Source organism: Serratia sp. SM04, assembly GCF_040280225.1.
Lineage (GTDB): Bacteria > Pseudomonadota > Gammaproteobacteria > Enterobacterales > Enterobacteriaceae > Serratia > Serratia sarumanii.
On record NZ_JBEOQT010000007.1, the window covers coordinates 217,920 to 236,977 of the forward strand.

A 19,058-nucleotide genomic window follows, 5' to 3' on the forward strand; every position below is an offset into this window, starting at 1 on the left:
GGATGCTAAACGTCAATCATCTTTCAGCAGAGTATCAGGGGCGGCCCGCGCTGCGTGACGTGTCGTTCCAGATTGCCGCCGGGCAACTGGTGGTGGTGCTCGGCCCGTCGGGCTGCGGCAAGACCACGCTGCTGAATTTGATCGCCGGGTTTATCGAGCCTTCAGCTGGCAGCATCACGCTGGATGGAACGCCCGTTCACGGCCCGAGCGCCGAACGGGGCGTGGTGTTCCAGCATGAGGGTTTACTGCCGTGGCGCAACGTGGTGGACAACGTCGAGTTCGGCCTGCAGCTGGCCGGCGTCGGCAAGGCGCAGCGCCGCCAGGTGGCGGAGCAGATGCTGCAGCGCGTGGGGCTGGCGGGCTATGAACAGCACTTTATCTGGCAGCTTTCCGGCGGCATGCGCCAACGCGTCGGCATCGCCCGCGCTCTGGCCGCCGATCCGCGGCTGTTGTTGCTGGACGAACCGTTCGGCGCCCTGGATGCGTTCACCCGCGAGCAGATGCAGGAGCTGTTGCTGACCATTTGGCGTGATACCGGCAAACAGGTGCTACTGATCACCCACGATATCGAAGAGGCGGTGTTCCTCGCCAGCGAGCTGTTGCTGCTGTCGCCGGGGCCGGGGCAGGTGGTGGAGCGGCTGTCGCTGAACTTCGGCCAACGCTATGCCGACGGCGAAGCCTGCCGCGCCATCAAGTCCGATCCTGAATTTATCGCGCAGCGCGAATACGTGCTGGGCAAAGTTTTCCAACAGCGCGAGGCCTTGCTATGAGCCTGCATTCCACTCTGAAGGCCGCGGCGCAGCCGCAGGGCAAAGCGGCGCGCCGTTTCAGCGTGCCGCGCAACGTTTGGCTGAGCGGCGCCACGCTGTTGACGGTGTTGATCGTCTGGTGGGGCGTGACGGCGCTGCAGCTGATCAGCCCGCTGTTTTTGCCGGCGCCGCAGCAGGTGCTGCACCAGCTGATCACCATCGCCAGCCCGCAAGGCTTTATGGACGCCACGCTGTGGCAACACCTGGCGGCCAGCCTGGGGCGCATTCTGGTAGCGCTGTTGGCGGCGGTGATCGTCGGCATTCCGGTGGGCATCGCCATGGGGCTGAACGACACGGTGCGCGGCATTCTCGATCCGCTGATTGAGATCTATCGCCCGGTGCCGCCGCTGGCCTATCTGCCGCTGATGGTGATTTGGTTCGGCATCGGCGAAACCTCGAAGATCTTGCTGATTTATCTGGCGATCTTCGCGCCGGTGACGCTGTCTGCCGTGGCCGGCGTGCGCAGCGTGGCGCAGGTGAGGGTGCGTGCCGCCCGGGCGTTGGGCGCCACGCGTTGGCAGGTGCTGCGTTTCGTGGTGCTGCCGAGCGCGCTGCCGGAGATCCTGACCGGTATTCGCATCGGGCTGGGCGTCGGCTGGTCGACGCTGGTGGCCGCCGAACTGATCGCCGCCACGCGCGGCCTGGGATTTATGGTGCAATCCGCCGGTGAGTTTCTGGCGACCGACGTGGTGTTGGCCGGCATCGGCGTGATTGCGGTGATTGCATTTGGGCTGGAGCTGGGGCTGCGTGCCCTGCAGCGCCGATTGACCCCGTGGCATGGAGTACAGCAATGAACGAACGTCTGAATATCACCCCGCTGGGGCCTTACATCGGGGCGCTGGTGGAAAACGTCGAGTTGGCCCGGCCGCTGGGCGACGGCCAGTTTGAACAGCTTTATCATGCCTTGCTGAAGCATCAGGTGCTGTTCTTCCGCAATCAGCCGATCACGCCGCTGCAGCAGCGCGATCTGGCCGGCCGCTTCGGCGATCTGCATATCCATCCGGTCTATCCGCACGCCACCGACGTGGAAGAGATCATCGTGCTCGATACCCACGACGACAACCCGCCGGACAACGATAACTGGCACACCGACGTGACCTTTATCGACAACCCGCCGCTGGGGGCGATCCTGGCGGCCAAGACCTTGCCTTCCACCGGCGGCGATACGCTGTGGGCCAGCGGCATCGCGGCCTACGAGGCGCTGTCGGCACCGTTCAGAACGCTGTTGGCGGGGCTGCGTGCGGAGCATGACTTCACCAAGTCGTTCCCGGAACACAAACATCGCGGCAGTGTAGAGGAGCATCAGCGCTGGCAACAGGCGGTGCAGAAAAACCCGCCGCTGCTGCATCCGGTGGTGCGCACCCACCCGGTCAGCGGCCGGCAGGCGCTGTTCGTCAATGAAGGGTTTACCACGCGGATCGTCGATCTGGCGCCGAAAGAGAGCGACGCTTTGCTGAACTTCCTGTTTGCTCACATCACCAAACCGGAGTTTCAGGTGCGCTGGCGCTGGCAGGAAAATGACGTGGCGATCTGGGATAACCGCGTGACGCAGCACTACGCCAACGCGGATTATCTGCCGCAGCGGCGCATCATGCACCGCGCGACCATTCTGGGGGATAGGCCTTTTTACAAGGCCTGAGGCTTAGGCTTCGAACGCCTGCGTTAACTGTTCCAGCTGTTCCTGCGCATCCAGCCAGGTCATTTCCGTCTCTTCCAGCGCGGATTTGGCCTGGCTTTGCTTTTGCAGGCAGTCGGTTAACTCGGCCTTGCGGCTGATGTCGTACAGCGCGGGATCCGCCAGCTGTTCCTCCACCGCCGCCAGTTCGGCGCCCAGTTTTTCCATCTGCTGTTCCAGCTTGGCGATCTGCTTGCGCAGCGGTTGGGTCTGCGTACGGAACTCCGCCTCGCGGCGTTTTTGATCCTTGCGCGCCTGCGCGCTGTTGCCGCCGCTCTCTTTTTCCGGCGCGTCCTGCTGGCTTTCCTGGCGCTGCAGGTCGACAAGCCACTGCTGGTAGTCGTCGAGATCGCCCTCGAAAGGCTCGACCTGGCCGTCGTGCACCAGGTACAGATCGTCTGTGGTGGAGCGCAGCAGGTGACGGTCGTGCGAGACCACCACCAACGCGCCTTCGAAATCGATCAGCGCCTCGGTCAGCGCCTGGCGCATGTCGAGATCCAGGTGGTTGGTCGGTTCATCGAGCAGCAGCAGGTTAGGGCGCTGCCAGACGATCAGCGCCAGCACCAGCCGCGCCTTCTCGCCGCCGGAGAAGCGTTCGGTCACTTCGCTGACCTTGTCGCCCTGGAAACCGAAGCCGCCCAGATAGTCGCGCAGCTGCTGTTCCAGCACCCGTGGTGCGATGCGGCTCAGGTGCTGCAGCGGCGATTCGTCGGCGCGCAGGAATTCCAGCTGGTGCTGGGCGAAGTAACCCAGCTTGATGCCTTTCGCCAGGCCGATCTCGCCGCTCAGCGGCTCCAGGGTGCCGGCCAGCAGTTTGATCAGCGTGGATTTACCGGCGCCGTTGCGGCCGAGCAGGCCAATGCGCGAGCCGGGCACCAGGTTCAGCTTGATTGACTTCAGGATCACTTTATCGCCATACCCGGCGCTGACTTTGTCCATGCGCAGCAGCGGGTTCGGCAGGCTTTCCGGCGGACGGAAGCTGAAGGTGAACGGGTTGTCGACGTGCGCCGGGGCGATCAGCTCCATGCGCTCCAGCATCTTGATGCGGCTCTGCGCCTGCTTGGCCTTGGTGGCCTGCGCGCGGAAACGGTCGATATAGCTTTGCAGGTGCGCCACTTTCTCTTGCTGATGCTGATACAGCGACTGTTGCTGCGCCAGCTTGGTGGCGCGCTGGCGTTCGAACGACGAATAGTTGCCGGTGTACTCATTGATCGTCTGCTGTTCGATATGCAGGATCTTGTCGACGATCGGATCGAGGAAGTCGCGGTCGTGCGAGATCAGCACCAGCGTGCCGGGATAGCTTTTCAGCCAGCGCTCCAGCCAGATCACCGCATCGAGATCCAGGTGGTTGGTCGGTTCGTCGAGCAGCAGCAGGTCGGAACGGCACACCAGCGCCTGCGCCAGGTTGAGGCGCATCCGCCAGCCGCCGGAGAAGTCGCGCACCGGGCTTTGCAGCTGTTCGTTGGAGAAGCCGAGGCCGTGCAGCAGGCTGGCGGCGCGGGAACGGATGGTCCAGGCGTCGATGGCGTCCAGCTTGCCGTGCAGGGTGGCGATGGCGTGGCCGTCGTTGCGGTCGTTGGCCGCCTGCAATTCGGCTTCGAGCTGGCGAAACTCGCGGTCGCCGTCGATAACATACTCGATCGCCGGCACGTCCAGCGCCGGCGTCTCCTGGTTGACCCAGGCCAGCGCCCAGTTGCCGGGGAAGGTAAAGCTGCCGCCATCCGCCGCGATCTCGCCCTTCAGCAGCGACAGCAGCGTGGATTTGCCGCAGCCGTTTTTGCCCACCAGGCCGACCTTCTGACCTGGATTAACCGTCGCCGTGGCGTTGTCCAGCAGGACGCGGATGCCGCGTCGGATTTGTAGCGAGGAGAATACAATCATAAAGCGCCGTATGTTCAGAGTATGTTAAATTATCATTAAGGTAACAGAACGCGCACCGCGCGCTGTTTTTGTCTTTGCGATGCATGGTAACGGAAAACCGCTACCCTGACGACGCTTTGGAGGGGAATGATGTCGCAGCCGCCCAAGGTCTTGCTGCTGTATGCCCATCCGGAATCTCATGACTCGGTGGCGAACCGGGTTTTGCTTCGACCGGCGCAGCAGTTGGAACATGTCACCGTGCACGATCTCTACGCGCACTACCCTGATTTTTTTATCGATATCCATCACGAACAACAGCTGCTGCGTGAGCATCAGGTCATCGTGTTTCAGCACCCGCTGTATACCTACAGCTGCCCGGCGCTGCTGAAGGAGTGGCTGGATCGCGTGCTGTCGCGCGGCTTCGCCAGCGGGGTGGGCGGCAATGCGCTGGCGGGCAAATACTGGCGCTCGGTGATCACCACCGGTGAGCCGGAAGGCGCCTACCGCACCGGCGGTTATAACCACTATCCTATGGAAGATATCCTGCGGCCGTTCGAGTTGACCGCCGGGATGTGCCATATGCATTGGCTGACGCCGTTCGTGGTCTATTGGGCGCGGCGGCAGAAGCCGGAGGTGCTGCGCAGCCATGCGGACGCCTACGGCGAGTGGCTGAGCCACCCGCTGCCGCACGGAGGGCGGTGACGATGGAAGGATCGACCTTACTGACCGCCATTTTGCTGTTCCTGTTCGCCGCGGTGGTGACGGTGCCGATCGCCCGTCGCCTGGGGATCGGCGCGGTGCTGGGCTATCTGATCGCCGGCATCGCCATCGGCCCCTGGGGATTGGGCTTCATTCGCGACGTCGACGAGATCCTGCACTTCTCCGAGCTGGGCGTGGTGTTCCTGATGTTCATCATCGGCCTGGAGCTGAACCCCAGCAAGCTGTGGGAGCTGCGGCGCTCGATCTTCGGCGCCGGCGCCGGCCAGGTGTTGATCACCGCTGCGGTGCTGGGCGCGTTGCTGTATCTGACGCACTTCGCCTGGCAGGCGGCGGTGATCGGCGGTATCGGCCTGGCGATGTCTTCCACCGCCATGGCGCTGCAGCTGATGCGCGAGAAGGGCATGAACCGCAACGAAGGGGGGCAGCTCGGCTTCTCGGTGCTGCTGTTCCAGGATATGGCGGTGATCCCGGCGTTGGCGCTGATCCCCATTCTGGCCGGCGCCGGCGGAACCAGCGACGACTGGGCGAAGATCGCGCTCAAGGTGGCGGCGTTCGGCGGCATGCTGATCGGCGGCCGCTTCCTGCTGCGACCGCTGTTCCGCTATATCGCCGCTTCCGGCGTGCGCGAGATCTTCACCGCCGCGGCGCTGTTGCTGGTGCTCGGCTCGGCGCTGTTTATGGAGACGCTTGGCCTGTCGATGGCGCTCGGCACCTTCATCGCCGGGGTGCTGCTGGCGGAGAGCGAATACCGCCACGAACTGGAGATTTCCATCGAGCCGTTTAAAGGGCTGCTGCTGGGGCTGTTCTTTATCTCGGTGGGCATGGTGTTGAATATCGGCGTGCTCTACACCAATCTGGCCGAGGTGTTGATCGGCGTGCTGGCGCTGGTGGCGATCAAATCCGGCGTACTCTACGGGGTGTCGCGTCTGTTCGGCCTGCGCAGTTCGGTGCGCCTGCAGTTCGCCGGGGTGCTCAGCCAGGGCGGCGAGTTCGCCTTCGTGCTGTTTTCTGCGGCGGGCGCGCAAAAGGTGCTGCAGCCGGATCAACTCTCCTTGCTGCTGGTGGTGGTGACGCTGTCGATGATGACCACGCCGCTGCTGATGCAGGCCATCGACCGCATTTTGGCGCGTCGCTATAACGCCAAGGGCGAAGAAGAGGAAACGCCGTACGTAGAGGACGACGATCCGCAGGTGATCATCGTCGGCTTCGGGCGTTTCGGCCAGGTGATCGGCCGCCTGTTGATGGCCAACAAAATGCGCATTACCGTACTGGAGCGCGATGTCAGCGCCGTCGGCGTGCTGCGGCGTTACGGTTACCAGGTTTATTACGGCGACGCCACCGAGCTGGAGCTGCTGCGCGCGGCGGGCGCCGAGAAGGCCAAGTCGATCGTGATCACCTGCAATGAGCCGGAAGACACCATGGAGATCGTGCGGCTGTGCCAGCAGCACTTCCCGAATCTGAGCATTCTGGCGCGGGCGCGCGGCCGCGTGGAGGCGCATGAGTTGCTGCAGGCGGGCGTGAAGCAGTTCAGCCGCGAGACCTTCTCCAGCGCGCTGGAACTGGGGCGCAAAGCGCTGATGGAGTTGGGCATGCACCCGCATCAGGCCTTCCGCGCCCAGCAGCATTTCCGCCGCCTGGATATGCGCATGCTGCGTGAACTGATGCCGCCGCATCAGGGCGACGTGGCGCAAATTTCCCGCGTGAAAGAGGCGCGGCGCGAGCTGGAAGAGCTGTTCCATCGCGAAATGCAAAAAGAAAGTCGCCAGTTCGACGGCTGGGACGAATACGAATAAGCGGGAGCATAACGATGTCTGCAACACGTAAGAGATTTATCGCCGGGGCGGTGTGCCCGAGCTGCAGCGCCATGGATACGCTGGCGGTATGGCGGGAGGATCAGGTGGAGGTGGTGGAGTGCGTCAAGTGCGGCCACCATCAGCGCCAGACCGAACAACAGGTGGAAAAACACGTTCGCCCGCAAGAGCAGGTGATCGGCATTTTCCAGCCGAAGTAGCGTTTTTTTATCCCGGAGGGTACAGCGAGGCAGATTTCCGTTACAATCTGTCCGGAAAAGGCGCGCATCCCGATAACGGTGCGCGTCCTAGTAGCCAACGGTAGGAGATATCATGAAAGTAGCAAAAGACTTGGTGGTCAGCCTGGCTTACCAAGTACGTACAGAAGACGGTGTTTTGGTTGATGAGTCTCCGGTGAGCGCACCGCTGGACTATCTGCACGGGCATGGTTCTCTGATCGCAGGTCTGGAAAAAGCACTCGAAGGCCACGACGTTGGCGATCGTTTTGACGTTCACGTCGGCGCGAACGACGCGTACGGCAACTACGACGAAAACCTGGTGCAGCGCGTACCGAAAGACGTCTTCATGGGCGTTGACGAACTGCAGGTCGGCATGCGTTTCCTGGCTGACACCGATCAGGGCCCGGTACCGGTTGAAATCACCGAAGTTGACGGCGACCACGTGGTGGTTGACGGCAACCACATGCTGGCCGGCCAAAACCTGAACTTCAACGTGGAAGTTGTCGCGATCCGCGAAGCGACCGCAGAAGAACTGGCGCACGGTCACGTACACGGCGAGCACGACCATCACCACGAACACGGTGACGGCTGCTGCGGCGGTCACGGCCACAGCCACGATCACGACCATGGTCACGACCACGGTAAAGGCGGTTGCGGTAACGGCGGCTGCGGCTGCCACTAAGCAGATCGCAGTGACGAGACAAGAGGGCGGCCATCGGCTGCCCTTTTTTATGCGCGGCGCACCGGGCGCCGAACGGCACAACAGGACATGCCATGGCCACCATGAAAGACGTGGCGCGGCGCGCCGGCGTTTCCACGGCCACCGTCAGCCGGGTGATCAATAATACCGCCTACGTTGAACCGGTGACCCGCGAACGCGTCGAGAAAGCGATGCGCGAGTTTAACTACCACCGCAACGCCGCCGCGCTGGCGCTGGCGAAAAGAAGCGGCAATATGCTGGGGTTGCTGACCGGCAATCTTGACGATCCGTTTTTCTCGCGTCTGGCGCGGGGCGTGGAAGACATCACGCGGCAGGCCGGCGTGCGTTTGATGTTGTGCAGCGGCGGGCATCAGGCCGAGCTGGAAAAAAGCGGCCTCGATTTTCTCATCAATCAGGGATGTGAAGCCATCGTGGCGCACGTCACGCGCATGGGGGAGGAGGCGCTGCTGCGCTACGCCGCCCATACGCCCGCACTGGTGCTGATCAATCGTTATCTGCCCGCCATCGCCAACCGTTGCATCTGGCTCGACAACGCCAATGCGGCGCAGACGGCGACCGAGTTGCTCATACGCCAGGGGCATCGAAGAATTGCCTGCGTGACGGCGGATCTGCCGATCGACGATCGCGCGCAGCGGCTAGCGGGTTACCGCCTGGCCATGGCCGCCGCCGGCATTGAGGTGCCTGGCAGCTGGATCATCAGCGTGCCCTTCAACGAGCGAGGGGGCGAACTGGCGGCCGAGCGCGTTCTGGCCAGCGACCAACGCTTCACCGCCGCAGTGACGTTCAACGACGTGATGGCCGCCGGCATGATGCGCACCTGCCATCAACGGCAAGTTCAGCTGCCCGAGGCGCTGTCGATCGTCGGCTTTGACGACATTGCCCTGGCGAAATATCTCCATCCTTCGTTGACCACCGTGCATTACCCGATCGAGAAAATGGCCCGACGCGCCGCGCGCCTGGCGCTGCAGATCCACAGCGGCAGCGACGTTGCGCCGCAGAACAACCGCTTTTCGGCCGAACTTATCCTGCGAGACTCCGTAACCGACGGTGAGGCGCATGCGCAAAGCAAGCTCGGCGAATGAGAGACGGCTCACACAACACCACCTCATGAAACCGATTACATGGCCGATTGCCTGCGCTCACATCCTCCGATTATCGAAGCCATTACGCTGTTGCAGTACCCCATCTTCAACAGGAGCCGTATATGGATAATAAGAAAACGCTCAACCTTGGGTTGGCGACGCTGCCGATTGTGGCCATGCTGTTGCTGCTCATCATCGGCTATGGCCAGTTTGGCCTGCGCATTGAACCGCTGCTGCTGGTTTCCGCCGCCATCGCCGCCGCGTTGGCCTGGTGGCAAGGCTACCGCTGGGACGACATCATCGAGGCCATCGTGGCCAAACTGGCGAAGGCGATGCCGGTTATCCTGATCCTGATCTGCGTGGGCGGCCTGATCGGCACCTGGATGATCAGCGGCACAATCCCTTACATGGTGTACTGGGGGCTGAAGCTGATCAGCCCTCAATACATTCTGATCGCCGCATTCTTCATCACCAGCGTGATCTCGGTGTGCACCGGCACTTCCTGGGGAGCGGCCGGCACCGTGGGCGTGGCGCTGATGGGCGTGGCCGCCGGTCTGGACGTGCCGCTGGCCGCCGCGGCCGGGGCGGTGGTGTCCGGCGCTTACTTCGGCGACAAAATTTCGCCGTTGTCCGATTCGACCAACTTCGCGGCCATCGTCGCGGATACCGATCTCTACAGCCATATCCAGCATCTGATGTACACGACGCTGCCGAGCTTCATCCTGGCCGCCGTGGTGTACCTGATCGCCGGCCACACCGGTGCGGTGGGCAGCGTGGCAACGCCGGAAAAAGTGACCGAAATCGTCGGCGCGCTCGAGGGGCTGTACCACTTCAATCTGCTGCTGATCCTGCCGCCGGTGCTGGTGCTGTGGGGCGCGGTGACCAAACGGCCGGTGATCCCCGTTATGCTGGCCGCCTGCGCGCTGGCGATCGCCATCGGCGTCGCGCTGCAGGGCTTTAGCCTGCAGCAGGGGCTGAATGCGTTGATGGACGGTTTCAATCTGTCGATGTTCGCCAATCAGGGCCATAACGTCGAAGGGATCGTCGCCGATGTGCCGCGCCTGCTGAACCGCGGCGGCATGTTCTCGATGATGAGTACGATCCTGCTGGTGTTCTGCGCCTTTTCCTTCGCCGGCGCTCTGACGCTGACCGGCGCGCTGACGGTGATCATCAGCCGGCTGCTGAAAGTGGTGCACACCACCGGCCAGCTGATCGCCGCCACCGTTGCCACCACTATCCTGGTGACCGGCGCGACCAGCGACGGCAAGCTGGCGCTGCTGATCCCGGCGGAGCTGTTCAAAGGGGCCTATCGACGCATGGGGCTGGACAACAAAAATCTGTCGCGCACCGTCGAAGATGCGGGCACCGTCATCGAACCGCTGATCCCGTGGACGGCCGCCGGCATTTACATGGCCACCACGCTGGGGGTCAGCACCCTCGATCTGCTGCCGTGGGCGATCCAATGTTATGCCGCGGTGGTGTTCGCCCTGATTTATGGGTTCACCGGCTTCGGTATCGCCAAACTCCAACCTCAGAACGACTTGCAGCGTAAGGAAGCCTGACATGACGAGTCATTTCAACGCCATCATCGATCGCCACAACACCGGCTCCGTGAAGTGGGACTTCATCGACCGCTATCTGCAACTGGACGGCAGCGAACTGTTGCCGATGTGGGTGTCCGATTTCGACTTTCCGTGCCCGCCAGAGGTGCAGCAGGCGCTGCATCAGCGGGTGGACCACGGCGTCTTTGGCTACAGCGAACGCGACGACGCTTACTATGAGGCAGCGATCGACTGGTTTGCCAAGCGGCACGGCTTGCCGCTGCGGCGCGAGTGGTTCACGTCGATTGAAGGGGTGGTGCCGGGGCTGGCGATGCTGATCCAACTGCTCAGCAAGCCGGGGGACGGGGTGGTGGTGCAGGGGCCGTATTATGGCTCGTTCGCCAAGATAGTCACCATGAACGGCAGAGAGGTGATTGAAAACCCGCTGCGGGAAACCCCGCAGGGATACCGGATCGATTTCGACCAGCTGGCCGCCTGTCTGGCGCAGCGTAAACCGCCGCTGTTGTTGCTGTGCAACCCGCACAATCCAACCGGCCGTTGCTGGCGCCGCGATGAACTGGAGCGGCTCATGGCGCTCTGCCACGCCCATGACGTCACGGTGATCTCCGATGAAATTTGGGCCGACCTGCTGCTGCCCGGCGAGACGTTTACGTCGGTGTTGCATCTGGGCGAGGAATATCGCGAGCGGGTAATTGCGGCGACGTCCGCCAGCAAAACGTTCGGCCTTTCCTCGCTGCGCATTTCGAATTTCCTGATCCCCAATGCCCGGCTTCGGCAGGCGTTTGTCGATCGGCTGAACGCCCACGGGCTGGATGTATTCAACGCGCTGTCGATGACGGCGGCGACCGCGGCCTATCAACGGGGCGCTGCCTGGCTTGATGAGCTGCTCGACTACCTGGCGGAGAATCGGCGTTGGTTTGAGCAGGCGCTGGCGGCCGCCGCGCCCTGGTGCGCGATGATCCAGGCTGAAGGGACCTATCTCGCCTGGCTGGATTGTCGCTCGCTGGGTTTGAGCGATACAGACTTGCAGCAGGCGCTGGTGGCGGTGGCGAAGCTGGCGCCGTCGATGGGCAGCGGTTTCGGCCCGCAGGGGCGCGGTTTTATCCGCATCAACCTGGGGTGCCCGCGCCGGTATCTCGAGCGTGCCGTCGAAGGGTTGGCACGCCTGAAATAACCGCATGGCGAGCCCTCAATAGTGCGGCGGAGGGGTTTCTTCCGACTGCGAGGCGATCATTGAGGTTTGGGTCGAGCGCAGCTTGTCGGTCAACATGCGCAGGTGTTCGCGCATCTTCAGCATTTCCATTTGATGCTGAATGACGGTCTGGTTGAGCTCTTCGATGGTGAGCTCTTGGAAGGCCTGACGGCTCTCCAGTTCTTCAAGCCGCTGTAGCAGGCGTTGAATGTCGGCGTTGTGCATGAGGCTACCTCTGACGCGATAAAATCCTGATTCGGCGCTATGGTAACAGCTGGCGCCGGGTTTGCTCGCGCTATTTCTCCAGACGGCGCGCAACGTTGCGATCGACAGTGTAAAGTGCTGAAAAGTTGCACGCTCGATCTGCCGTTTTTTGCGAGCCTGGCCGAATATTCCGCAAGAAAAATCTGATTTATCATGGGAGTAGCACCCAGAGGGAAACTTCTTGGCAAAGCGGGAGTCACACTTTGACTCGATTGGTTACCTGTGCGACTGTTTTGTTTTGTTTCAGGCAGCTATAGTAGCCCGGTTATCTTACCTAATGATTGTTTGGGGCATTGCTTCAGACACTGGAGAAATGGATGAAATCTTTGTTTAAAGTCACGCTTCTGGCAACCACCATGGCTTTTGCTCTGAATGCGACCCAGGTCATGGCAGCCGATGCCGCCAAGCCGGCAGAAGCCGCTAAACCAGCGGACGCGGCAGCAGCACCGAGCACCGGCAAGTTCAAAAACGACGACGAGCAAGCTGCCTACGCATTGGGCGCCTCTCTCGGCCGTTACATGGACAACTCTCTGAAAGAGCAAGAGAAGCTGGGCATCAAGCTGGACAAAGATCAGCTGATTGCCGGCGTTCAGGACGCGTTCGCCAACAAGAGCAAACTGAACGACGCCGACATCGAGAAGACCCTGCAGGGCTTCGAAGCGCGCGTGAAGGCTTCCGCTCAGGCGAAGATGGAGCAGGACGCCAAGGACAACGAAACCAAAGGCGCCAAGTACCGCGATAGCTTCGCTAAAGAAAAAGGCGTGAAGAAAACCGAATCCGGCCTGCTGTACCAGGTAGAGAAGCCGGGCGCGGGTGAAGCGCCGAAAGACAGCGACACCGTGGTGGTGAACTACAAAGGCACCCTGACCGACGGTACCGAGTTCGATAACTCCTACACCCGCGGTGAGCCGCTGTCGTTCCGTCTGGACGGCGTGATCCCAGGCTGGACCGAAGGCCTGAAGCACATCAAGAAAGGCGGCAAAATCAAGCTGGTGATCCCACCGGCGCTGGCCTACGGCAAAACCGGCGTTCCGGGCATCCCGGCTAACTCCACGCTGGTCTTCGACGTTGAGCTGCTGGACGTGAAAGCGGCGCCGAAAGCCGACGCTAAAGCCGAAAAACCGGCGGACGCGAAAGCAGACGCCAAAGCGAAATAACATCGCCGCTTTGTTTGCCACCGCCGCGGATGCCCTCCGCGGCGGTTTTCATTTCGGCAGCCGCTGCCTCTCTCTCCATTGAACGCTTGACGCCTGCCGGGCATCGGGCTTAACGTCAATACCACGCGCAAACGCAAGGACTTTGCTCCGGCCGCTTTGCTAGACTAATAATTCTGATTTATCAGTCATGCGTCTGCCCCTTAGGGCGTGTACCTAAAATTGTTCCCGGCCGCCTCGCCCGCGGATGTCATCGTGCCGTTTGATGGCGCTCTCAGCCGGCCGCGCTGCGGCGTGCCGACGACGGCAGCGATCCGGTTCGAGCGGTTTTAGCTGCGCCCCCTGGCACAGGCGATCTATGAGGGTGGTATCTTCGATGTCGAATTCGCTTTTATCCAGCGAAGCCAGCGAACTTGATTTGCTGAATGAACGTCCGTTTACTCAAACGGATCATGAAATCCTGAAATCCTATGAAGCGGTGGTCGACGGGCTGGCGATGTTGATCGGCGGCCACTGCGAGATCGTACTGCACGCGCTGGAAGACCTGAACAGCTCAGCGGTACGCATCGCCAACGGTGAACATACCGGGCGTAAAATCGGCTCGCCGATCACCGATCTGGCGCTGCGCATGCTGCACGACATGGCCGGCGACGACAGCAGCGTGTCGAAAGCCTACTTTACCCGCGCCAAGAGCGGCGTGTTGATGAAGTCGGTGACCATCGCCATTCGCAATCGCGAGCAGCGGGTGATCGGCTTGCTGTGCATCAACATGAACCTCGACGTACCGTTTTCGCAGATCATGCAGACCTTTATGCCGCCGGCCACGCAGGACGTGCCGTCGTCGGTGAATTTTGCGTCTTCCGTCGACGATCTGGTGGCGCAGACGCTGGAGTTCACCATCGAAGAGGTGAACGCCGACCGCTCGGTGTCCAATAACGCCAAGAACCGCCAAGTGGTGCTCAACCTCTATGAGAAAGGCATCTTCGACATCAAGGATGCGATCAACCAGGTGGCGGATCGCCTGAACATCTCCAAACACACCGTGTATCTGTACATCCGCCAGTTCAAGAGCGGCGATCTGTTGGGAAGCGACCGTTGATGCTCGATTATTGCCTATTGGTCACCGGCCCGGCTTACGGCACGCAGCAGGCCAGCAGCGCCTATCAGTTCGCTCAGGCTTTGTTGGCGAAAGGGCACCGGCTTTCCAGCGTCTTTTTCTACCGTGAGGGCGTGCTGAACGCCAACCAGCTGACCGCGCCCGCCAGCGACGAGTTCGACCTGGTGCGCGGTTGGACGCAACTGGCGCAGCAACACGGCGTAGCGCTCAACGTCTGCGTAGCCGCCGCGTTGCGCCGTGGGGTCACCGACGAGAAGGAGGCGGCGCAACAGGGGCTGGCAAGCGCCAACCTGCAGCCTGGCTTTACCCTGAGCGGGCTGGGTTCCCTGGCCGAAGCGTCGCTGAGTTGCGACCGTCTGGTGCAGTTCTGAGGATATGATGAAACGAGTCGCTTTTGTTTTCACCCACGGGCCGCACGGCGGCGCCGGCGGCAGGGAAGGGCTGGATGCGCTGCTCGCCACGTCGGCGCTCAGTGAAGATTTGGGGGTGTTTTTTGTCGGCGACGGCGTATTGCAGCTGTTGCCAGGCCAGCAACCGGAAAAGATTTTGGCGCGCAATTACATCGCCACCTTCGGCGTGCTGCCGCTGTATGACGTGGAGCGGTGCTATCTGTGCCAGGCTTCGCTGCAGGAGCGTGGCCTGAGCCAGGTGACCGATTGGGTGCTGGATGCCGAGGTGCTGGCACCGGACGAACTGCGCCGCGAACTGGCCGGCTACGACGCCGTGATGACGTTTTAGGATCCTCTGATGCTGTATACCCTGAGCCACTCGCCAAACCAATGTGACTTGCCTGCGCTGCTGCGCCTGACGGCGGAGGGTGACGCGCTGCTGCTGCTGCAGGACGGCGTGCTTGCCGGCCTTGCCGGCAGCGCCCATCTTGAATCGCTGCTCGCCGCCCCCATATCCCTTTATGCGCTGCAGGACGACCTGGAAGCCCGGGGATTGGTTGGTCATTTTTCGCACAAAATCACTGTCGTCGGCTATAATCACTTCGTTGAATTAACCGAACAACACCGCAGCCAAATGGCCTGGTAATGAGAGTGATGTTGTATATTTCTTGACACCCATACTGGTCAGCCCTAAAATTCTGCGTCCTCGTACTTTGCCAATAGTGCATACGAGGGGATTTATCACATGTTTACGAAGCTAGTACGAAGCAAAAACCAGGAGCTTTTTTAATGGCAACAATTAACCAGCTGGTTCGCAAACCACGCTCTGTGAAGGCTGCTAAAAGCAACGTTCCAGCGCTGGAAGCCTGCCCGCAGAAACGTGGCGTATGCACCCGCGTATACACCACTACCCCGAAAAAACCAAACTCCGCACTGCGTAAAGTTTGCCGTGTGCGTTTGACCAACGGTTTCGAAGTGACTTCCTACATCGGTGGCGAAGGCCACAACCTGCAGGAACACTCCGTAATCCTGATCCGTGGCGGTCGTGTAAAAGACCTGCCAGGTGTGCGTTACCACACCGTCCGTGGTGCACTTGACTGCTCCGGTGTTAAAGACCGTAAGCAAGCTCGTTCCAAGTACGGCGTGAAGAAGCCAAAGGCTTAATGGTTCTCCGTTAAGTAAGGCCAAACGTTTTAACTTTAATGTCAAAATAAACTCGTAGAGTTTTGGACAATCCTGAATTAACAACGGAGTATTTCCATGCCACGTCGTCGCGTAATCGGCCAACGTAAAATCCTGCCAGATCCTAAGTTCGGATCTGAGCTGCTGGCCAAATTTGTAAATATCCTGATGGTAGACGGTAAAAAATCTACTGCAGAAGCAATCGTCTATACCGCGCTGGAGACCCTGGCTCAGCGTTCTGGTAAAGATCACCTGGAAGCTTTCGAAGTCGCTCTCGACAACGTTCGCCCGACTGTAGAAGTTAAGTCGCGTCGCGTTGGCGGTTCTACTTATCAGGTACCAGTTGAAGTCCGCCCGGTTCGTCGTAATGCTCTGGCAATGCGTTGGATCGTTGATGCTGCACGTAAACGCGGTGATAAATCCATGGCTCTGCGCCTGGCGAACGAGCTGTCTGACGCAGCAGAGAACAAAGGTTCTGCTGTTAAGAAGCGTGAAGACGTTCACCGTATGGCCGAAGCCAACAAGGCGTTCGCCCACTACCGCTGGTAATCACCCGGCTGTAGTCATGCTAACCAAGCGGGCGCGTCAAATCGGCCCGCTTGGGTTAACTGAACTTGAACGCCCTAGGAATAGAGGAATCAAATGGCTCGTACAACACCCATTGCACGCTACCGCAACATCGGTATCAGTGCTCACATCGACGCCGGTAAAACCACCACTACCGAACGTATTCTGTTCTACACCGGTGTAAACCACAAAATCGGTGAAGTTCATGACGGCGCTGCCACCATGGACTGGATGGAACAGGAGCAGGAGCGTGGTATTACCATCACTTCTGCAGCGACTACTGCTTTCTGGTCTGGTATGGCCAAGCAGTTCGAACCGCATCGCGTAAACATCATCGACACCCCAGGGCACGTTGACTTCACCATCGAAGTAGAACGTTCCATGCGTGTGCTGGATGGCGCGGTAATGGTTTACTGTGCTGTTGGTGGTGTTCAGCCACAGTCTGAAACCGTATGGCGTCAGGCTAACAAATACAAAGTGCCACGTATCGCGTTCGTTAACAAAATGGACCGTATGGGCGCTAACTTCCTGAAAGTTGTAGGCCAGATCAAATCTCGTCTGGGCGCCAACCCTGTTCCTCTGCAGCTGGCTATCGGCGCAGAAGACAAATTCACCGGCGTTATCGACCTGGTGAAAATGAAGGCGATCAACTGGAACGAAGAAGACGCAGGCGTAACCTTCGAATACGAAGACGTCCCGGCTGACATGATGGATCTGGCTGAAGAATGGCGCCAGAACCTGATCGAGTCCGCTGCGGAAGCTTCCGAAGAGCTGATGGAAAAATACTTGGGCGGCGAAGAGCTGACCGAGGAAGAAATCAAAACTGCTCTGCGTCAGCGCGTACTGAACAACGAAATCATCCTGGTTACCTGCGGTTCTGCGTTCAAGAACAAAGGCGTGCAGGCGATGCTGGATGCGGTAATCGAATACCTGCCGGCACCAACTGACGTTCCTGCGATCAACGGTATCCTGGACGACGGTAAAGACACTCCGGCTGAGCGTCACGCAAGTGATGACGAGCCGTTCTCTGCTCTGGCGTTCAAAATCGCTACCGACCCGTTCGTGGGTAACTTGACCTTCTTCCGCGTGTACTCCGGCGTTGTTAACTCCGGCGACACCGTGCTGAACTCCGTTAAGTCTGCGCGCGAGCGTTTCGGCCGTATCGTTCAGATGCACGCTAACAAGCGTGAAGAGATCAAAGAAGTTCGCGCAGGCGACATCGCCGCTGCGATCGGTCTGAAAGACGTGACCACCGGGGACACCCTGTGTGATCCAGACTCTCCAATCATCCTGGAGCGTATGGAATTCCCTGAGCCGGTAATCTCTATCGCCGTTGAACCGAAAACCAAAGCTGACCAGGAAAAAATGGGTCTGGCTCTGGGCCGTCTGGCTAAAGAAGACCCGTCATTCCGCGTATGGACTGACGAAGAGTCTAACCAGACCATCATCGCCGGTATGGGTGAACTGCACCTCGACATCATCGTTGACCGCATGAAGCGTGAATTCAACGTTGAAGCTAACGTGGGCAAACCTCAGGTAGCTTACCGCGAAGCGATTCGCGCGAAGATTACCGATGTTGAAGGTAAGCACGCCAAGCAGTCTGGTGGTCGCGGTCAGTACGGTCACGTTGTGATCGACATGTACCCACTGGAGCCGGGCTCTAACCCGAAAGGTTACGAGTTCGTCAACGACATCAAAGGTGGTGTAATTCCTGGCGAATACATCCCTGCCGTTGATAAAGGCATCCAGGAGCAGCTGAAGTCTGGTCCGTTGGCTGGTTACCCGGTAGTAGACATGGGTATTCGTCTGCACTTCGGTTCTTACCACGACGTTGACTCCTCTGAACTGGCGTTTAAACTGGCCGCGTCTATCGCCTTTAAAGAAGGCTTTAAGAAAGCGAAACCAGTTCTGCTTGAGCCTATCATGAAGGTTGAAGTTGAGACTCCAGAAGAGAACACCGGTGACGTTATCGGTGACTTGAGCCGTCGTCGCGGCATGCTGCGCGGTCAGGAATCTGAAGTGACTGGCGTTAAGATCCACGCTGAAGTACCGTTGTCCGAAATGTTCGGCTACGCAACTCAGCTGCGTTCTCTGACTAAAGGTCGCGCATCATACACCATGGAATTCCTGAAGTATGATGATGCACCGAACAACGTCGCTCAGGCCGTAATCGAAGCCCGTGGCAAATAAGCCGCAGGGTTAAAACCAAAGTCCCGTGCTCTCTCCAGAAGGGGAGAGCGCTATAGTAAGGAATATAGCCGTGTCTAAAGAAAAATTTGAACGTACAAAACCGCACGTTAACGTTGGTACTATCGGCCACGTTGACCACGGTAAAACTACCCTGACTGCAGCGATCACCACCGTTCTGGCTAAAACCTACGGCGGTTCTGCACGTGCTTTCGATCAGATCGATAACGCGCCAGAAGAAAAAGCTCGTGGTATCACCATCAACACCTCTCACGTTGAGTATGACACCCCGACTCGTCACTACGCGCACGTTGACTGCCCAGGGCACGCCGACTACGTGAAAAACATGATCACCGGTGCTGCTCAGATGGACGGCGCGATCCTGGTAGTTGCTGCGACTGACGGCCCAATGCCTCAGACCCGTGAGCACATCCTGCTGGGTCGTCAGGTTGGCGTTCCTTTCATCATCGTATTCATGAACAAATGCGACATGGTTGATGATGAAGAGCTGCTGGAACTGGTAGAAATGGAAGTTCGCGAACTGCTGT

At 59.9% G+C, this 19,058-nt stretch carries 21 protein-coding genes; 19 read left to right on the plus strand and 2 right to left on the minus strand.

Features of this window, described 5'->3' with window-relative positions; translation table 11 throughout:
- Nucleotides 1-2 precede the first annotated feature (2 nt).
- From tauB to tauD, 3 genes are read left to right on the plus strand one after another with little or no spacing between them, the layout of a single operon-like run.
- Complete coding sequence (gene tauB / locus ABTW55_RS12575; RefSeq protein WP_038878069.1) at nt 3-770, plus strand: taurine ABC transporter ATP-binding subunit; 768 nt, start codon at nt 3-5, stop codon at nt 768-770.
- Nucleotides 767-1,603, plus strand: coding sequence for a taurine ABC transporter permease TauC (gene tauC / locus ABTW55_RS12580; RefSeq protein ID WP_033631937.1), 837 nt, complete (start codon nt 767-769; stop codon nt 1,601-1,603). The genes tauB and tauC overlap by 4 nt, the downstream gene beginning before the upstream one ends.
- Nucleotides 1,600-2,448 (plus strand): taurine dioxygenase, encoded by an 849-nt coding sequence (gene tauD, locus ABTW55_RS12585; RefSeq protein ID WP_033654872.1) that lies wholly within the window; start codon nt 1,600-1,602, stop codon nt 2,446-2,448. The genes tauC and tauD overlap by 4 nt, the downstream gene beginning before the upstream one ends.
- 3 nt (nt 2,449-2,451) lie before the next feature.
- On the opposite strand, the gene ABTW55_RS12590 is transcribed toward tauD, so the two are convergent.
- Nucleotides 2,452-4,365, minus strand: a complete 1,914-nt coding sequence (locus ABTW55_RS12590) for an ABC transporter ATP-binding protein (RefSeq protein ID WP_033636266.1) — start codon at nt 4,363-4,365, stop codon at nt 2,452-2,454.
- 129 nt (nt 4,366-4,494) lie between these two features.
- Between ABTW55_RS12590 and kefG the strand changes: the two genes are divergently transcribed.
- The 7 genes from kefG to ABTW55_RS12625 all read left to right on the plus strand — a co-directional run bounded on the left by kefG (nt 4,495) and on the right by ABTW55_RS12625 (nt 11,632).
- Nucleotides 4,495-5,046 carry a glutathione-regulated potassium-efflux system ancillary protein KefG gene (gene kefG / locus ABTW55_RS12595; protein ID WP_025159909.1) on the plus strand — a complete coding sequence of 184 codons (552 nt, stop codon included), beginning with the start codon at nt 4,495-4,497 and terminating at the stop codon, nt 5,044-5,046.
- A gap of 2 nt (nt 5,047-5,048) precedes the next feature.
- Complete coding sequence (gene kefB / locus ABTW55_RS12600) at nt 5,049-6,857, plus strand: glutathione-regulated potassium-efflux system protein KefB (RefSeq protein WP_060423678.1); 1,809 nt, start codon at nt 5,049-5,051, stop codon at nt 6,855-6,857.
- A gap of 14 nt (nt 6,858-6,871) precedes the next feature.
- Entirely contained in the window at nt 6,872-7,075 is a 204-nt protein-coding gene (locus ABTW55_RS12605) for a YheV family putative zinc ribbon protein (protein ID WP_015379274.1), read from the plus strand.
- Between the two features lie 112 nt (nt 7,076-7,187).
- On the plus strand, nt 7,188-7,775 hold the full coding sequence (gene slyD, locus ABTW55_RS12610) for a peptidylprolyl isomerase (RefSeq protein WP_033654873.1): 588 nt from the start codon (nt 7,188-7,190) through the stop codon (nt 7,773-7,775).
- A gap of 92 nt (nt 7,776-7,867) precedes the next feature.
- On the plus strand, nt 7,868-8,896 hold the full coding sequence (locus tag ABTW55_RS12615; protein WP_060423681.1) for a LacI family DNA-binding transcriptional regulator: 1,029 nt from the start codon (nt 7,868-7,870) through the stop codon (nt 8,894-8,896).
- A gap of 122 nt (nt 8,897-9,018) precedes the next feature.
- Entirely contained in the window at nt 9,019-10,458 is a 1,440-nt protein-coding gene (nhaC, locus tag ABTW55_RS12620) for a Na+/H+ antiporter NhaC (protein WP_047570292.1), read from the plus strand.
- 1 nt (nt 10,459) lies between these two features.
- On the plus strand, nt 10,460-11,632 hold the full coding sequence (locus ABTW55_RS12625) for a MalY/PatB family protein (RefSeq protein ID WP_060423684.1): 1,173 nt from the start codon (nt 10,460-10,462) through the stop codon (nt 11,630-11,632).
- 15 nt (nt 11,633-11,647) lie between these two features.
- On the opposite strand, the gene ABTW55_RS12630 is transcribed toward ABTW55_RS12625, so the two are convergent.
- Nucleotides 11,648-11,875, minus strand: coding sequence for a SlyX family protein (locus tag ABTW55_RS12630; protein WP_004930414.1), 228 nt, complete (start codon nt 11,873-11,875; stop codon nt 11,648-11,650).
- Between the two features lie 356 nt (nt 11,876-12,231).
- Here ABTW55_RS12630 and fkpA point away from each other — a divergent pair, with 356 nt between their 5' ends.
- From fkpA to ABTW55_RS12675, 9 genes are all read left to right on the plus strand, one after another.
- Nucleotides 12,232-13,071 (plus strand): FKBP-type peptidyl-prolyl cis-trans isomerase, encoded by an 840-nt coding sequence (gene fkpA, locus ABTW55_RS12635; protein ID WP_016930330.1) that lies wholly within the window; start codon nt 12,232-12,234, stop codon nt 13,069-13,071.
- A 373-nt stretch (nt 13,072-13,444) separates the two neighbouring features.
- Nucleotides 13,445-14,167, plus strand: a complete 723-nt coding sequence (locus tag ABTW55_RS12640; RefSeq protein WP_004930418.1) for a transcriptional regulator — start codon at nt 13,445-13,447, stop codon at nt 14,165-14,167.
- Nucleotides 14,167-14,556 (plus strand): sulfurtransferase complex subunit TusD, encoded by a 390-nt coding sequence (gene tusD / locus ABTW55_RS12645; protein ID WP_049206072.1) that lies wholly within the window; start codon nt 14,167-14,169, stop codon nt 14,554-14,556. The genes ABTW55_RS12640 and tusD overlap by 1 nt, the downstream gene beginning before the upstream one ends.
- 7 nt (nt 14,557-14,563) lie before the next feature.
- Nucleotides 14,564-14,923: a sulfurtransferase complex subunit TusC gene (gene tusC, locus ABTW55_RS12650; protein WP_033636258.1), complete on the plus strand. Its 360-nt coding sequence runs from the start codon at nt 14,564-14,566 to the stop codon at nt 14,921-14,923.
- A 9-nt stretch (nt 14,924-14,932) separates the two neighbouring features.
- Nucleotides 14,933-15,220 (plus strand): sulfurtransferase complex subunit TusB, encoded by a 288-nt coding sequence (gene tusB / locus ABTW55_RS12655; protein WP_033636257.1) that lies wholly within the window; start codon nt 14,933-14,935, stop codon nt 15,218-15,220.
- A gap of 143 nt (nt 15,221-15,363) precedes the next feature.
- On the plus strand, nt 15,364-15,738 hold the full coding sequence (rpsL, locus tag ABTW55_RS12660; RefSeq protein ID WP_004930426.1) for a 30S ribosomal protein S12: 375 nt from the start codon (nt 15,364-15,366) through the stop codon (nt 15,736-15,738).
- Nucleotides 15,739-15,834: 96 nt separating this feature from the next.
- Nucleotides 15,835-16,305 carry a 30S ribosomal protein S7 gene (rpsG, locus tag ABTW55_RS12665; protein WP_004956203.1) on the plus strand — a complete coding sequence of 157 codons (471 nt, stop codon included), beginning with the start codon at nt 15,835-15,837 and terminating at the stop codon, nt 16,303-16,305.
- Nucleotides 16,306-16,398: 93 nt separating this feature from the next.
- On the plus strand, nt 16,399-18,513 hold the full coding sequence (gene fusA, locus ABTW55_RS12670) for an elongation factor G (protein WP_033654876.1): 2,115 nt from the start codon (nt 16,399-16,401) through the stop codon (nt 18,511-18,513).
- 70 nt (nt 18,514-18,583) lie between these two features.
- Nucleotides 18,584-19,058: GTP-binding protein (locus tag ABTW55_RS12675; protein ID WP_197823670.1), on the plus strand; the 475-nt coding region annotated here is incomplete at its 3' end.

Coding starts and splice junctions, on each gene's coding strand:
- ABTW55_RS12640 (WP_004930418.1), top strand. CDS start 13,445: ATGTCGAATTCGCTTTTATCCAGCGAAGCCAGCGAACTTGATTTGCTG.
- tauC (WP_033631937.1), top strand. CDS start 767: ATGAGCCTGCATTCCACTCTGAAGGCCGCGGCGCAGCCGCAGGGCAAA.
- tusD (WP_049206072.1), top strand. CDS start 14,167: ATGCTCGATTATTGCCTATTGGTCACCGGCCCGGCTTACGGCACGCAG.
- kefG (WP_025159909.1), top strand. CDS start 4,495: ATGTCGCAGCCGCCCAAGGTCTTGCTGCTGTATGCCCATCCGGAATCT.
- ABTW55_RS12625 (WP_060423684.1), top strand. CDS start 10,460: ATGACGAGTCATTTCAACGCCATCATCGATCGCCACAACACCGGCTCC.
- tauB (WP_038878069.1), top strand. CDS start 3: ATGCTAAACGTCAATCATCTTTCAGCAGAGTATCAGGGGCGGCCCGCG.
- ABTW55_RS12605 (WP_015379274.1), top strand. CDS start 6,872: ATGTCTGCAACACGTAAGAGATTTATCGCCGGGGCGGTGTGCCCGAGC.
- nhaC (WP_047570292.1), top strand. CDS start 9,019: ATGGATAATAAGAAAACGCTCAACCTTGGGTTGGCGACGCTGCCGATT.
- fusA (WP_033654876.1), top strand. CDS start 16,399: ATGGCTCGTACAACACCCATTGCACGCTACCGCAACATCGGTATCAGT.
- rpsG (WP_004956203.1), top strand. CDS start 15,835: ATGCCACGTCGTCGCGTAATCGGCCAACGTAAAATCCTGCCAGATCCT.
- tusB (WP_033636257.1), top strand. CDS start 14,933: ATGCTGTATACCCTGAGCCACTCGCCAAACCAATGTGACTTGCCTGCG.
- ABTW55_RS12590 (WP_033636266.1), bottom strand. CDS start 4,365: ATGATTGTATTCTCCTCGCTACAAATCCGACGCGGCATCCGCGTCCTG.
- fkpA (WP_016930330.1), top strand. CDS start 12,232: ATGAAATCTTTGTTTAAAGTCACGCTTCTGGCAACCACCATGGCTTTT.
- ABTW55_RS12630 (WP_004930414.1), bottom strand. CDS start 11,875: ATGCACAACGCCGACATTCAACGCCTGCTACAGCGGCTTGAAGAACTG.
- tusC (WP_033636258.1), top strand. CDS start 14,564: ATGAAACGAGTCGCTTTTGTTTTCACCCACGGGCCGCACGGCGGCGCC.
- tauD (WP_033654872.1), top strand. CDS start 1,600: ATGAACGAACGTCTGAATATCACCCCGCTGGGGCCTTACATCGGGGCG.
- kefB (WP_060423678.1), top strand. CDS start 5,049: ATGGAAGGATCGACCTTACTGACCGCCATTTTGCTGTTCCTGTTCGCC.
- rpsL (WP_004930426.1), top strand. CDS start 15,364: ATGGCAACAATTAACCAGCTGGTTCGCAAACCACGCTCTGTGAAGGCT.
- ABTW55_RS12615 (WP_060423681.1), top strand. CDS start 7,868: ATGGCCACCATGAAAGACGTGGCGCGGCGCGCCGGCGTTTCCACGGCC.
- slyD (WP_033654873.1), top strand. CDS start 7,188: ATGAAAGTAGCAAAAGACTTGGTGGTCAGCCTGGCTTACCAAGTACGT.